General features: G+C 69.1%; 13 protein-coding genes. All 13 read right to left on the bottom strand.

What is annotated here, in order from left to right; genetic code table 11:
- The 13 genes from N866_RS00105 to N866_RS00165 all read right to left on the bottom strand — a co-directional run bounded on the left by N866_RS00105 (position 1) and on the right by N866_RS00165 (position 13,603).
- Positions 1 to 312, bottom strand: a complete 312-nt coding sequence (locus tag N866_RS00105) for a DUF6112 family protein (RefSeq protein ID WP_081802165.1) — start codon at positions 310 to 312, stop codon at positions 1 to 3.
- A 332-nt stretch (positions 313 to 644) separates the two neighbouring features.
- Positions 645 to 1,067, bottom strand: a complete 423-nt coding sequence (locus tag N866_RS00110) for a very short patch repair endonuclease (protein ID WP_245612300.1) — start codon at positions 1,065 to 1,067, stop codon at positions 645 to 647.
- 47 nt (positions 1,068 to 1,114) lie between these two features.
- Positions 1,115 to 1,723: a hypothetical protein gene (locus N866_RS00115; RefSeq protein WP_034220964.1), complete on the bottom strand. Its 609-nt coding sequence runs from the start codon at positions 1,721 to 1,723 to the stop codon at positions 1,115 to 1,117.
- Positions 1,723 to 3,372, bottom strand: a complete 1,650-nt coding sequence (locus N866_RS00120; protein ID WP_034221129.1) for a DEAD/DEAH box helicase family protein — start codon at positions 3,370 to 3,372, stop codon at positions 1,723 to 1,725. The genes N866_RS00115 and N866_RS00120 overlap by 1 nt, the downstream gene beginning before the upstream one ends.
- Positions 3,373 to 3,377: 5 nt before the next feature.
- Positions 3,378 to 5,738, bottom strand: coding sequence for an ATP-binding protein (locus N866_RS19540; RefSeq protein ID WP_052022158.1), 2,361 nt, complete (start codon positions 5,736 to 5,738; stop codon positions 3,378 to 3,380).
- Positions 5,735 to 7,003, bottom strand: coding sequence for a DNA cytosine methyltransferase (locus N866_RS00130; RefSeq protein ID WP_245612301.1), 1,269 nt, complete (start codon positions 7,001 to 7,003; stop codon positions 5,735 to 5,737). The genes N866_RS19540 and N866_RS00130 overlap by 4 nt, the downstream gene beginning before the upstream one ends.
- 449 nt (positions 7,004 to 7,452) lie before the next feature.
- A complete protein-coding gene (locus N866_RS00135) occupies positions 7,453 to 10,473 on the bottom strand; it encodes a LysM peptidoglycan-binding domain-containing protein (protein ID WP_034220965.1) in 3,021 nt (1,006 codons plus the stop codon).
- On the bottom strand, positions 10,470 to 10,919 hold the full coding sequence (locus N866_RS00140) for a pilus assembly protein TadG-related protein (protein WP_052022159.1): 450 nt from the start codon (positions 10,917 to 10,919) through the stop codon (positions 10,470 to 10,472). Before N866_RS00140 ends, N866_RS00135 begins: the two co-directional genes overlap by 4 nt.
- Positions 10,916 to 11,371 (bottom strand): TadE/TadG family type IV pilus assembly protein, encoded by a 456-nt coding sequence (locus N866_RS00145; RefSeq protein WP_034220966.1) that lies wholly within the window; start codon positions 11,369 to 11,371, stop codon positions 10,916 to 10,918. Before N866_RS00145 ends, N866_RS00140 begins: the two co-directional genes overlap by 4 nt.
- Positions 11,368 to 11,832: a TadE family protein gene (locus N866_RS00150; protein ID WP_216699332.1), complete on the bottom strand. Its 465-nt coding sequence runs from the start codon at positions 11,830 to 11,832 to the stop codon at positions 11,368 to 11,370. Before N866_RS00150 ends, N866_RS00145 begins: the two co-directional genes overlap by 4 nt.
- Positions 11,833 to 11,844: 12 nt before the next feature.
- Positions 11,845 to 12,048, bottom strand: a complete 204-nt coding sequence (locus N866_RS00155) for a hypothetical protein (protein WP_034220971.1) — start codon at positions 12,046 to 12,048, stop codon at positions 11,845 to 11,847.
- 23 nt (positions 12,049 to 12,071) lie between these two features.
- Positions 12,072 to 12,968, bottom strand: a complete 897-nt coding sequence (locus N866_RS00160; RefSeq protein WP_034220972.1) for a type II secretion system F family protein — start codon at positions 12,966 to 12,968, stop codon at positions 12,072 to 12,074.
- Positions 12,965 to 13,603: a type II secretion system F family protein gene (locus N866_RS00165; RefSeq protein WP_245612302.1), complete on the bottom strand. Its 639-nt coding sequence runs from the start codon at positions 13,601 to 13,603 to the stop codon at positions 12,965 to 12,967. Before N866_RS00165 ends, N866_RS00160 begins: the two co-directional genes overlap by 4 nt.
- Positions 13,604 to 13,718: the final 115 nt, after the last annotated feature.

Consider the following 13,718-nt stretch of genomic DNA (forward strand, 5'->3'; position numbering starts at 1 on the left):
TCAGATCGCCGATCCGAGCCCAGAGAAGAACGTCACGATCGCGTTCGCCCCGCCGATCAGCAGCGCGCCACCGGCCGCGACGATGACGCCTGTCTTACCGCTCGAGGCGTGCGAGTAGTTGCCCTGTTGGTGCGCCACTGCCCAGACGATCACCGAGACCACCAGCCCGGCCACGCAGGCGACCAGACCCCACGTCAGCAGCGCGCCGACGATGTTGCGGACCACCGGCAGGCCGGGAAGCCCGTCCTCGTTCGGACTGATACCCGGATCCGCCATCGGCGCGATCTGCGCCGCCACCATGGTTGCCCACATGCGCCGTACCCCCGACCCGCTCGGTCGGGCACCCGCCCCGGACGACTGGGTGCCACACGGGCAGGTAGGCGGAGCCGACTGCAACATGCGACGGGGCGTCGAGGGAGTGCGCCCTGCGGCCCTGGTCAAACCTTCAAGTGTTCCAGCACCTTCGAGACAGCGTCGAGACGCCTCGCGTATTAAACGTGCCGAGGTCGCGCGTGGACGGGCTGACTTGGGGAAGTGCGCTTCGCGAGCCGCGCCGCGAATGCGGGAATCAAGGGGTTTGACCCGGACGGGTAGCACCCGCCGCGTGATGGGTGAGACCTCACCGTCGCTGGACGTGGACGCCGCTACAACGAAGTCCCAGTGTCCAGATCCCGCCCCTGGCTGAGCGGCGGTCGGACGGCGGCCTCGATCCGGTCGGCGGCCGCGTGGACCTCCTCGTGCTCCCAGACGCGCATGACCCGCCATCCCAGGTCGGCGAGACGTTGGTCCGTGTCCGCGTCACGCGCCTGATTAACGCTGAACTTCCAGCGCCACCATTCCTCGTTCGTCTTCGGCAGGACGCCGTGGATGGGACAGTGGTGCCAGAAGCATCCGTCGACCAGCACGGCGAGCCGGACCCTGGTGAACGCGATGTCGACCCTCCGCCGCGGCAGTCCGGGCACCGCCTTGTCGACCCGATACCTCATTCCTCGCCGGTGGAGCTCCTGGCGCAGCCTGATCTCCGGTTTGGTGTCCTTGCGGGCAAGGGCGGCGTACCTGGCCCCCACCGCAGGGGACGGTGTCCTCCTGGGTGGAATCCCCCCGTTTTCGGGACTCACTGGTCCTTCGGCTTATCGACTACCGACCGTCGAGCCTCCCGCATCTCGGCCCCGACAATTCGGCACATCGTCTCGGCCTCCTTGCGGACCGAGGCGGGCAGGGGCGTCATGCCGCGACTCGTCACGCAAATCACCGGTTCGGAGTCCCAGTGGTCGGTGCGGTGCAGGACCGCCTGCCACACGAGGTCCTTAAGCCCGGTGAGGGGGCCCCAGATGACGTACCGGGCCGAATCATGATCGGCTTCGGCCCAGCACCTCATCGGCTTGTCGTCGACGGATCCGTCCCGGACCCGCCACTCCGGCCCGAGCACCTGGGCGACGAAGCGTTGCGGACTTGGGTACATCCTGGTGCTGTAGCTGGCGTAGGAGCCAACACCCTCCAGAGCGCGGCCGTACTCCTTCGCCGGCCCGTCCTTGATCCAGACACGTATCTTGTCCGAGCCGATGTAGCGGGTCAGCCGCCCGCCGATCTCCGGGTCGTTCACGAATCGCTCGTACGCGTCCGACTTCTCCCGGTGCGTGATTTCCTCCCACCGGAGCCTGTCCATGTGCGCGTAGAGGCGCTGGATCACCTCCCGGCGCACCAGAGCTGGGACGTCGGCCATCAAACCCCACCCTCCACCGGCGGGAACTCCAGACGGACCGTCTCCTGCGCCCCGGCCAGGTCACCGACGTCCGCGATCCACTGTTCCAGCAGGCTCTCGATCCGGGCGTCCTCGAACATGAACTGGTTCCTGGGGACGTTGACAGACTCGATGTCCGACTCGCTGACTTGCTCACGGATCTCGAGGACTTCGGCGAGACGCCGGAGGTCGCTCACGAAGTCGAGAACCTCCACGTGGGTCTTCCCGGGCCGCAGGCGGAGCCCGCGCCCGAGCTGCTGCACGAAGATCCGGCGGCTGTGGGTCACGCGGGCGAAGCAGAGGATGTTCACGTCAGGGACGTCGACACCCTCGTTCAGCAGGTCCACGCTGGTGATGATCGGGATAGACCCGGACCGAAACCCGAGCAGTCGTTCGCGGCGCTCCCCCTTACCCATGTCGTTGTGCACCGCAACGGTGGCACCCCAGCCGGGCACGCGCGCCAGCACGCGGGCCATCTCCTCGGCGTGCTGGATCGTCTGACAGAAGACAATGCCGCGCGGGCTGGGGGTTCGATCCCAGACCTCGCGCAGGCGGTCACGTACCGCCTCGTCGCGCTCCGGTATGAACAGACGCTTGTTGAGGTCGCGGATGGAGTAGCCCCGCTCCGACTGGGACTCCACGAAGTCCCAGTCGACGTTGTCGGTGAACAGCCGGTAATTCACCTCCGCGAGGTAACCCAAGCGCATCCCGTCGGAGATGCTCACGCGGACGACCGCCTCGCCGAAGGTTTGCTCGATCTCGTACCTGTCACCACGCCATGGGGTTGCTGTCACCCCCATCCGGCGGGCCTCGGTGGCCTCGAGCAGCGTTGCGTAGTGGCCCGTTTCGCCGACGTGGTGGGCCTCGTCCACGATGATCAGATCCGGTCGGTAGCCGCTCGCCACGTAGCTGGCCGCAGTGGGCAGCACGGCAAAGGTCACCCCGAGCAGCGAGTCGGGCTTCGAGTCTCCGTGCAGCAGGCGCGTCGGGACGCTCTTGGGGATGTCTCGCCACATCGCCCTCTCGAGCTGCTCGACGAGGTCGGTCACGTGGGCCACGATCAGAATCTGAGCCGAGGGGTTCTGGTCGAGGGCGCGGGTCACGATGCGGCCGGCGACCACAGTCTTCCCCAGTCCGGTGGCCAGGAAGACCAGGGCCCGTCCGGACTCCTCCAGCGCCTCCCACGCGGCGTCGACCGCCCTCTCCTGATAGGAGTGCAGGGTAAAGGGCGGAAGTCGGTCCGAAGCCCGGCCATAGAGGACCGACAGGTTCTCACCCGCCCACAGGGTGATCCTCACGCCGACCCTCGCCAGCGCCTCCGCACGCTCGCGGGCCTTCCGCGTGAACGTCGCGTTGGTCACGACGACCCCGCGGTGGATGCCGTACACCTGCATGGCGTTCCAGGTCTCATTGACGGCGTCCTCGTCGACGGCCCGACCGGCCTTGCGCCACTTGGACTGGAAGACCCAATCGGCGCCCTTTAGCCGCGCGATGATATCGGCTCCCTGGTCGCCCGAGCCGTCCACATTGGCGACGTCCTCGAAGCCAAGGAGGGCGAGGAGGCGCTCCACCTGGCGGGCGAAGCCCTGCGGTGTCTCCTCCCGCAAGAACTGCGGGTCGCAGAAACTCACCTCACTCACTGGACGAGCTCTCTCCTGAGCAAGTCCAGGCTCAGGCTGAACCGGGCGATCTCGCGGGCGTCGTGCGTGGCACCGGAGGCGGTCACGCGCCGCAGGTCCTGGAGCAGACCGGCGAGACGGTCCACCTGCGCGTCCTTCTGGTCGCTCCACGTCGCGTAGGTGCTCGTGAACACCTTGCCGTCGAGAAGGGCCTCGGGCTTGGCCCTCAGCACGTCCTCGACGCCGCTGGCGGTCAGGTACGCGGCGAAGGACCCGTCGCTGATTGCCTCCTCCCAGTTGAGGTCGGGACGGGCGGCCCGGGCGTTGTCCTCTGCGGCCGTCCGAGACTCGGGACGCAGACTTGACCAGAACGCCGGCGGCTCGCTCCGCACGACGTCGAGGACGCCCTCACGAATGTCACCGAGCAGAGTCGTCCCGCGGTCCCGAATCGTCGCGGGGTCGATGCGGCGGTCCGGGAACTGCCCGATGACGTCGTGGAGCACCTCCTCCTGCGTGCCGCCGAGGTCGTACAGGCGCATCAGATACGGCACCGCGTAGACGACGGCCGCGTCGGCGGGATCCCACCCGAACTCGCTGACCAGGGGGCTCTCCTCGGCGACGTAGAGCTGCGTCTCGCCCGAGGGCGCCCTCAGCACAAAGTGCTCAGACCCACCGTCGTCGGGGCTGAAGCTGACTCCGGACGTGACGTACGCCCGTAGGGTGAGATTCTGGGGTCCAACACGCACCTTGCCCTCCAGATCGGACAGCGGCCTCGCGCTGGCCAAGTACCTGGCGAACCGCTCCTCCACCGTCTCGGGTGGCGACGGGGGCCGCGATTCGTCGGGCCCCTCTCCGTCGGGGGCGTCGTCTCGGCTCGTGTCGTGGTCGGTGTCGAGGTGCTCGAGACCCTCCTCCGCGAGCCAGTCCGACTCGGCCTCCCCCTCGGCCGCGGGGTCGTGCACGCCGTTGACGATATCGTCGTGCTGCTTCGCGGCGTCGTACCACTTCTGATCCGTCTCGTACCCGGGCACCTCCTTGCGGAACTCCTCCGCCCACTTGCGGGCGAGCTCGTGCAGGGCGGCCTTGCCGTTCCCCGGGACCAGGTTCTTCAGCCCCGGGTCGTTGCGCCGGAACGCGTTGAAGAGCCTGGCCAGGGGCGACTCGTTCGCCGGCATCCCGAGCTCTTGAGCCTTCTGCGGCCTGAGTGGACCCTCGCCTCGGACCCGGTCCCTCATCACTGTCCAGGCGACCTGGTCCTTCGCGAAGTCGGTCTTCCGGAAGTTCACCGGGGCGTGGTCGAGGTGTATCTCGCCCACGATCCGACCGCCGCCGATCTCGACGGGGTACTCCGCCGTCGGGGTGTCCTCGTCCAGCCACTGGAACAAGTCCTTGTCCTGGTACGTGATGGCGCGGCCGTGACGCAGGAAGCTGATCCCAAAGTCGGAGTTGTGGTTGTACCGCTGGATGCCCAGCCACCCTTTGATCTGCCGCTCCCGCTGGACGACCTGGGTGGACCCGCACAGGACGCACTCGTCCCTGGGGTTCGCGTGCCAGTGCCCGCACGTCATGCAGGCGTACGCGTCGGTCAGCGGCACATCGATGACCTGCACGGCGGTGACATCCTGTCCCCTGTAGGTGACGGTCCGCTCGGGGTCCCAGATGCAGGGGAGCACGGGCTTCACCGGGTTGCCGTTTAGGTACAGAGGCAGCCCTAGCCCGCCGGCGATCTCGGAGCCCGAGAAGGTGTGCCGCTTGGGGTCACGCAGGATGAACGAATAGATGCGACCGAGCATCCGCTTGGTCTTCGTGACCTCGCTGGGCCGCTGAAGCTTCGCCACGATGTCCGGCTTGAGCGTACTCACGGTGATGACCGTCCCGTGCTCGGACCTGTCCTTCGGCTCGTGGTGCAGCGGGACTGTGAAGGTGTCCTGGCGCTGCATGGCAGCTAGGTCGATGGTGGCGATGCTCCAGGTGTCGTCGCCGGCCCTCCCGGTCCGGACCTCAGTGATCTGACCCAGACGTGCGGTGGCGACGTTGAACCCCATGCCGAATAGGCCGAGGCTGCCAAACATGCTGTTACCGGATGAACCAGCTCGCAGGGCCGTCCGCATCTGGTCCTGGGACATTCCCCGCCCCGTGTCCGACATGATGATCTCAGAGGCTCTGGAGGCGCTGGCCTGGGTCGGTATTGAGACGTCGACGCGGTACTCCTGAGAGGGGTCCTCCTCACGTGCACGCTGCAACTCATCGAAGGAGTTGTCGATGAGCTCGGCGAGGCACTGATAGATGTCCAGGTCCACCTCCGCGATCATCTCCAAGATCCTCGGGGACGGCGTCAGGTCGATCGTCGAGTCCGCTGCCTCGGGCTCCAGCGTCATGCTCTGCCTCCTGCTGATCGGTTCGTGCCATTGACGATCGCGTCGTGCACACCCTGAGCGACGACTCGTGCCAGGTCGACGGGGACGGCGTTGCCGAGCTGGCGCATCGCCTCCCCCCACGACCCATGGAGTACGTAGTCCTCAGGGAAGGTCTGGAGGCGGGCGCTCTCCCTAACCGTGAAGTAGCGGACGCTGCCGTCTGGACGGAGCACCATGTTCTCCCCACCGGGGACCCCGTGCCCGCCCGCCTTCAGCGCCTTCGAGGGCTGGTCCAGCGGGCTGCCGGTGTGGCCCGTGTAGCTCCGTGCCCCGGCTTGGTAGACGTGGTTGGGGATGCTCCTGGCGGCCCGCGACCCGGGCTCCGGCAGGCCCTGTAGCGCCTCGCGGACCGTGACCCAGGGCCGCAGGGGCGGGTGCTCGCCGGCTGCCCTCCTGATCACGCTCGCCGAGGGAGCCTCCGGACGCTTTTGCTTGCTCACCCCGTTCCGCTCCCAGTAGTCACCGGTGACCCACTGGTCCCGGATCAGCGCCAGCTGCGAGTGGGTCACTCGGGGGAACGACCAGTCGACGTCGATGTCCTCACGGAAGCCGACCATGAACACCCGGTGGCGCCGCTGTGGGACCCCGTAGTCGGCCGCGTCCAGCAGCGTGGGCGTCACTCGGTAGCGGAGGCTGCCTCCCCCCCGTTCCGACGACCGCCTCATGCGCTCGAGGTGCTCGGGCCACGTCTCGTTGCGTCGAGGACGCATCTCCGGCATCGAGAGCCTGAGTCGCACGTACTCGTAGTAGAGGGCGAGGCTCGGGCGGGTCAGGCCCCTCACGTTCTCGATAATGAACGCCCGAGGGCGGACTGCCGCGAGGACGTCCGCCGTGGCGGGGAACATGTCGCGGGGGTCCTCTGCGGCAAGGCCGCGCCCACCCATCGAGAAGGGCTGGCACGGTGGTCCGCCGGACACGAGGGCGACATCGTCCCCGTAGCGACTCCAGTCGTGCTCCCGGACGTCGGACTCGATCACCGTCCAGGCGCTGACCAGCTCGTGACCCGCAGCGGCATTCTCGCGGATGGTGTCGCAGGCCCACCTGTCCCGCTCCACCGTCGCCAGGGTGCGAAAGCCCGCCCTCTCCACGCCGAGGGCCAGCCCACCGGCTCCCGCGAAGAGCTCGATACTCGTCGGTCGGCTCGACTCCGTCACGGGCGCCGGGACCTCGCCTACTGTCTCGGCCTCAAGCTCTATCGTCGTCATCTCTTCTCTCGCCATGCTCATGAACCCGCGCGACAGGACCACCCCGTCGATGGGTGGAGACGTCCTCGTGGTCTAGGACGTGTCCTACTCAGGAACATGCCTTGACGCGCTGGGCCCCAACCTACAATCCGGGTCTGACGTACATCGGCGGGACTCACCGTCGGTAGGCCGCGCACTCGGTCCTTCGGCGCGATCGCACGATGTAGGTGGACGGCTCCGTGGCCACGGACGGCCTGCCGACGAAGCTGGACGACCTCCGGGCGTGCCCACGAGGATCCCGCATCGCACGCGTGAGCACGCGCGGTCGTACGGCCAGCGCGTGCCCTTCCGCCGATGAGGCGCCCGGTGGGCTCTGATTCGGGGTGCGCTCAACCAGTTGAGCGGTGCCTCGCGTTCTGGCAGGGACGGTGTCTTGGGGCGTTGCACCTATCGACCCGTGAGCCTTGGCGGGTGAAAGACCCGTTCACCGATCACCCGACGTACTCCGGGTCCAAGCTCTCCAGCGTGGCTCGGAGTCTCGACGTGAGGCGTTCCGCCTCGTCTCCGTCTCCCCGTCCGCGCGCGGCGCGTATCGCGTCGTCGTACAGTCGCTCAGAGCAGGGCTCGGCGAGGAGCCCCCGCGTGGCGGCGGACAGTGCGCCACGGTGATCGCCGTCTGCATGGAGGCTGGCCGCAAGCACGTGTGCAGCGTCGACGATTGCACTGCTCATGTCCTGGATGTCGCTCTCTGCCCAGGCGTAGTCGGCGCCGGCTAGCCCGCACAGCGGTCGATCGCGGACGAATTCCAGTGCCGCCTGCAGCTTGTCCCGGCCCTCCGGGCCCTCGGCGTACCCGCGGCGAACCAGGTGCTGGAACGACGCCCAGTCGCAAGCGACGCCGTGGCCGAGCCTGTAGGAGCTGTCCGCGTCGACCGGCGGGAGGTTCTCGATTCCCACGCGCTGCCGGGTTCGGTACAGGAGGCTGTTTCGGGTTTGATTATCGACTCGCCGGCCACGCCAGAGGACTTCGTCGAGTTCGGGGCCGGTCGCCTTGCCGCGGATCGCGAGGTAGACGAGGAGTTCGATGGAGCGCTTCCCGAGTGGCCGCGCGCCCTCGGGGAGGCCGAGGATCTCGATCGGGCCGAGCACGTTCACCTGGAGAGTCTGCCCGGAGGCGTCGCTACTGCTCTCAGCGTGGACGTCACGAGAAGCCGGAATCGCCGCGAGCGCCTCTGCCATCTCGTCAGAGATCACAGCGTTCGCAGTGCCGTCAGCTTCGGGGCGCGGGGCCGCCGCTGCCAGTAGGTCGACGATCCGTCCGAGGTCCGCGTCTGTGAGTCGTGAAGGCACGAAGTGGATCCCGTCATCGTCAAGGCTCGCGGTGCCGTCGGATGCCACTGTGAGGGTCCAGCCAGATCGCTCGGCCGTTGTCAGCAGGACAGAGCCGGACCACGCAGCGGGCGGCGTCCATTCGGCATCTTCGGCTCCGTCCACGTAGGCGACGGGGAGCCACGTGTCTCCCCCCGCGCGGTCGGAGCGGGCCTCGAGGGTGTCGTCGACGCCGATGGCTCCGAGGACACCAACAATGGCCGCGGATCGACTGGCGTGCTGCGACGCGAGGTCACCTGGATCGACGCACTGCAGGCGCGCCGGATCGCAAGCAGCGGCGAGTCCGGCGAACTGCGGGCCGGCGACGAACCCGATTCGACCAGCCAGGTCGCTGGTAGCGAGCTCCGTGACCAGGGCACGGAGGACGTCGGGGGCCGCTGTGGGATCGCCTGCTATGACGAGGGTGCCGGCGGCCTCAAGGTTGACGAAGACGGTGGCGCTGTCGGTGTGGCCCACGGTGACCAGGGCGGGGTATGGCTCCGGCCGGTCGGGATCGTCCTCAATCGGTTCGTCGGCTGCCAGCGCAGCGGTGGGCATGGACCAGACGCGCGGCCCCATCGCCTCGAACGGGGGGACGGGGTCGCCGTCGTCGTTGACGAGGTGGAGCTCGAGGGTCTCGTCGCTGAGGACGAGCGTGCCGATGCGGGGGAGGTCGCGCTCCGCCGCATAGGCGCGGCTGGCCAAGTTCAGCAGGGACGTCTTGAGCTGAGGGATCGACAGCGGGGTGGTGGCGGTACGCAGGGTGCGTTCGGCCGCCTCGGTGGGCGATCCAGGAGGTGGCAGGGGGATGCGCTCGCCAGTGCGGCGGGTGCGGTGTTGGAGGTGGCGGCGCCGGGCGAGCTCGCCGATGACGCCGAGGGCGGCGAGACCCGTCAGCCCGAGGAAGAGGCGGGTCGCGGGCTCGGCTTCCTCGGCGGCGTCATCTTCGACGCCGCCGTCGACGTCGGCGGCCGAAGGCGCAGGAGCTTGCACACCGAACTCAGGCTTCGAGGCTCCGTCGTGCTGCTGAGCGGAGGGCGGAGGCGCCGGGGCCTGGCTTGTCGCCGTCTCGGGAGAATCGGCAAGGGTGGTCTGCGCGGGAACGGTTGGTGGGCTCTCAAGCGGCGCCGGGGAGACGACGTCGGCCGGGACCGGCAGGGCGAGGCGCCATCCGGGGCGGATGAGGTCCGGGTCGGTGAGGCTGCCACCGCCGTGCTGGGCGACGCCGGTGTTGAGGTCGAGGATCTCGGGGTACCGGGCACCGTCGCCGAGACGCGCGGCGGCGATGTCCCACAAGGTGTCTCCCGCGACGACCTCGTGCACCCTCGGGGTCGCGCCGAGGTCCCGGCGAGCCTCCGACGTGGCGGCAAGGGCGGGGAGGTTGGTGGCGTCCGCGGGTAGCTGAAGCTGCCAGCCGGGGTAGATCCAGTGCGCATCGGTCAAGACACCACCGTCGGATTGTGGAAGGCCGAGGTTGAGGTCGCGGATCTCGCTGTAGCGGTGCCCGGACCCGAGGTGACGTTCGGCCAGCGACCACAAGGTGTCACCGCGGGCGGCCGTGATGACGGGGTGTCGGTCCGCCTCCTCGTGTGCCGCTCCGGCTCCCTCCGATGCCGTCATCGCGGCCGGGGAGCGCGTCACTGCCGCCGGCATCGCCGTCATCGGCTCGCTCGAGCCCGTCATGGTCGAGGGTGCGACGTCGGCAGCGGACACGGGCGCTTCCGCGACGGGCGTCACGACAGTCGCAAGCGATGGTGCCGCGGTGCTCAGAACAAGCCCAGTGGTCGTGACGAGCAGGGCGGCTCCCCGCTGGAACCAGCCCAGCAAGGGGATGGACGGCGCCCGCACGTGGCGGAGGCTGGCGACGATCTCCACGATGACGCTGGCGCTGAAAGCTGCCCACGCAAGCCAGGCGATGATGACGATGACGTGCAGCAGCAGTGACCCGTCGTCGGGCCGCGTCAGGGCAGTCCGGATCGACTCCCATGTGGGCCCCGACTGCGGCCAGCTCAAGGGCGCCACTACGGCGAGCACCAGCGGCAGGCCGACAACGAACGCGACCAGCGCCGCAGCGGCGCCGAGCCCGCGCGTGATGTCCTGCGCGGTGCGGACGCGCCGGCGGGTCGGAGCGTAGGTGGGGTTCATGGTCGTTCTCCGGAGACTCGATGGACGAGCGTGGCCTCGCCGTGGCCGGTGACGGTGAGATCGGTGATGCCGATGAGGGCCAGGAACGCTGTCGGGGAACTCGTAGTGACGGTGACCTCGATGGAGGTGCCGTCCGGGCCGATGGCAACGTTGCCGGTCTCACCCGCGGCAGCGAGGTACGCGTTGGCCGCGCTTACAGCACCTTGTCGGTCAACGGCGACGTTCTGGTGGCCCACGACGCCGGGCAGGGCGACCGCCTGGCCGGCCGCTCGCGCAGCCTCGGCGGCGACCGCGTCGGCGCGCTGAGCAGCACGGATCTTTGCTCCACCATCGACAACCAATCCGATCAGGACTAAGAGGCCGACGACGGTGATGGCCACGAACACGGTCACCGACCCGGTTTCGGAGTCGGTACCGGCGATGCGACGCCGCAGCCAGGTGCTCATCGCGCACGGAACTGGTCGAGGGGCGACGTGGCTGTCGACGTCAAAGTCCGCGACCCGGGCAGGCCGGGGAGGGCGAGGTCGGCGAAGGACACCGTGCAGGTGACGCTGGCCGAAACAGTTGCTGGCTGCCCGAGCGCGACGGCGAACCCCGACGTGTCAACCGTGACGCTTGAGGTGACGCAGCGGATGTCCCGGCCGTGCAGTTCCCGGGACGCCGCGGCAGCGGCCGTGGACTGTGCCGCGACGGCCGTCCGTGCGAGCGATGCCTCACGGGCGGCGATGGTCGAGGCATGTTCGACGGCGCCCGCGGCGACCTGCACGCGCCCGGCGAGGACCACCAGGCCGAGCAGGAGCAGGAGTGCCGGCGCCAGGATGGCGAGCTCGAGGGTCACGCTGCCGCGCTCGCGGTCCGGTCCGGACCACGAGTGGCGACGCGCAGCGCGTTGGATCATGGTCCACCTGCCGTTGTGAAGCGCTCGACCGGCCCCTCCGCCGACTGGGAGACCGCCAGTCCCGGGATGCCGGGAAGGAGCGACAGGGCTCGCCCGGTGACCTGGATTCCGATCTGATCACGACCCGGAACGGTGGCGGTGGCGGTCACCTCGGTGAGGGTGTCCGAGCCGTGGGTCTCGACGAAGGCCCGCGCCCGGTCGGGACCCGCTGCGGGATCGGCCTGATAGAGCCGGGCAGCGGTGACGCCCTCCTGTGCTGCCGCCAGGGCGATCGAACGGGCATGGAACCAGAGCCCGTACTGGACGATCGCGGTGATGACGAGCAGCACGACCGGGAACAAGATTGCGACTTCCACGCTGGCAGAACCTGCGTCCCGGGCGGCACCAGGATGGCGCCGACTCGTCGCGCGCAGATCCGCCCGGCGGGTCGGTGCCGGTGTTCGAGGCGTCGTCGCGAGCATGGTCTTCTGGTCTCAGGTGATCTGATCTACGCGTCGCTGTACCGCCATGGTGATGGCCACGACGAGCATGGTGGCGACAGCGATGAGGCCCAGCACGATGATGACCAGCTCGAGGGTGGAGGCCCCCACGTCGTTGTCGCTAAGCCGGGCCCGCACCTCCCTGCGGAGGGTCGCCACGTAGCCGTTGAGGATGACGAGGGCGGCGAAGGTGTTCACGGTTCTCTCCTTATCTGTGCTGGTCAGCTGAACAGGATCCGAGCGAAAGCGGGGTAGGCGATCAAGGCCATGAAAGCGACTCCAAGGAGCGCGACGGGAACGACCATGTGCTCCGAGGCTGCATTGGCCTTCGCGGTCGTTGCCGTCAGGAGTTGGGTGCGCAGGGACGCAGCGCGAGCACGCAGCGTCGCGTACACCGCGGCGCCGTCGTGCCCGGACAGCCGCATGATGTCCGCGAGGTCGCCCAGCTCGGCGACACCGGTGCTGTCTGCTAGGTCGGTCAGTCCCTGCCAGGACGGCCGACCCGTGACCTCGGCACGCAGCAGCGCGTCGCGGATTCGTTGGAACTCGCGTGTGGTGCCGATGGCCGCCGCCCGGTCGAGGGCTTCGGTGGTGCCCGCGTCGGCGGCTCGCTCCAGGGCGACGAGCTCGAGGTAGACGCAGGCGGCGTGTCGCAGGTCGGCGCGAGCGGTGACCGCCCGGCGGCGTAGGTCGACGTCGGGGACAACGAAGAGGGCGCCACCGAGCATCACGGCGAACGCGACCGGGAGCGCCGCTGGCGGACGGAGCCCCATCGCGGCGGCAGCGCCGGCCAGGATCGCGGGGAACGCGACTCCCAGCAGGCCGAAGCCGACCTTGCGGGCAGCCAGAGCCTCGGCGGTCTGGTCGACCATCCGTAGATCCGTGGCGTAGCGGCGAAGGCCGAGGGACTCGACGAGCTGGGGAAGAGCGCGACGCTTCAGGGCGCCGGCCACCCGGGACTCACCGACGGGGAACGTAGCCGGGGTGGGAGCGGCGTGCGGGTCGAGGCGGGCGAGCGCCGCGTGCAGGTTGGGGGCCGCTGGTACGAGACCGGCGACGACGACGGTGACGCCGACGCCGACGAGGGCACCCGCGAGGAGAACTGGCCAGAGGGTCATGAGCGCGCCACCCCACGGTCGGTCAGGAAGCGTGGTTCCGGTGGTGACAGCGTCAAGGCCCGCATCCAGGCCAGGCAGCCGATAAACGCTGTGGCGATGACGGCTAGCACCAGCTGCCCGAGCGGCCCGGCGTACGGGCTGAGGTAGGTGCCGTTGAGCGCACCAAGCGCAACGGCACCGAGCGTGATGAGGGTGACGGCGCGCGCCGTCGTGCGCGGCTTGGCCCGCTCGGCTTCGACCTTGCGGCGGACGGCAACGTCCTCGGCGACCGAATCCGCTACGGCGGTGAGCACCCGCGCCAACCCGGGTCCTCGGCGCCGCGATGCGAGCACCAGGGCCGCCACGACCAAGTCCGCGGCGGCGTCATCCACGTCGTCGGCGAACGCGCGAAGAGCCTGCTCGGTGGGCCACCGCGCCGACAGTCGTGCGACCAGCGCGGTGACCTCGGCGCGAAGCGCAGGTGGGCAGGTCCGCAGGCTGGCGGTCAACGCCTGTTCCAGACCGACCCCGGCAACGAGGATGTCCGACAGACGCCGGGTCCACTCCTCGATCGCCTCGACACGACCTATCCGCCGGGCGGCGACAGTGCCCGTGGCAAACAGGACCGGCAGTCCGACGATGGTCGCGGTGACCACGGCCCCGGCGACAGGCCACCCAGAGACGGCCCACGTCACCAGCCCGGCGGCGCCGGCCACAGGCCACTGCCATCGTGCCCAGCCGGAGGTGGCGAGTCGGCGTGGTCGACGCTTC

The organism is Actinotalea ferrariae CF5-4 (assembly GCF_000603945.1).
Taxonomy (GTDB): domain Bacteria; phylum Actinomycetota; class Actinomycetes; order Actinomycetales; family Cellulomonadaceae; genus Actinotalea; species Actinotalea ferrariae.

Coding starts and splice junctions, on each gene's coding strand:
- N866_RS00160 (WP_034220972.1), bottom strand. CDS start 12,968: ATGACCCTCTGGCCAGTTCTCCTCGCGGGTGCCCTCGTCGGCGTCGGC.
- N866_RS00150 (WP_216699332.1), bottom strand. CDS start 11,832: ATGCTCGCGACGACGCCTCGAACACCGGCACCGACCCGCCGGGCGGAT.
- N866_RS00115 (WP_034220964.1), bottom strand. CDS start 1,723: ATGGCCGACGTCCCAGCTCTGGTGCGCCGGGAGGTGATCCAGCGCCTC.
- N866_RS00135 (WP_034220965.1), bottom strand. CDS start 10,473: ATGAACCCCACCTACGCTCCGACCCGCCGGCGCGTCCGCACCGCGCAG.
- N866_RS00140 (WP_052022159.1), bottom strand. CDS start 10,919: ATGAGCACCTGGCTGCGGCGTCGCATCGCCGGTACCGACTCCGAAACC.
- N866_RS00105 (WP_081802165.1), bottom strand. CDS start 312: ATGTGGGCAACCATGGTGGCGGCGCAGATCGCGCCGATGGCGGATCCG.
- N866_RS00145 (WP_034220966.1), bottom strand. CDS start 11,371: ATGATCCAACGCGCTGCGCGTCGCCACTCGTGGTCCGGACCGGACCGC.
- N866_RS19540 (WP_052022158.1), bottom strand. CDS start 5,738: ATGACGCTGGAGCCCGAGGCAGCGGACTCGACGATCGACCTGACGCCG.
- N866_RS00130 (WP_245612301.1), bottom strand. CDS start 7,003: ATGAGCATGGCGAGAGAAGAGATGACGACGATAGAGCTTGAGGCCGAG.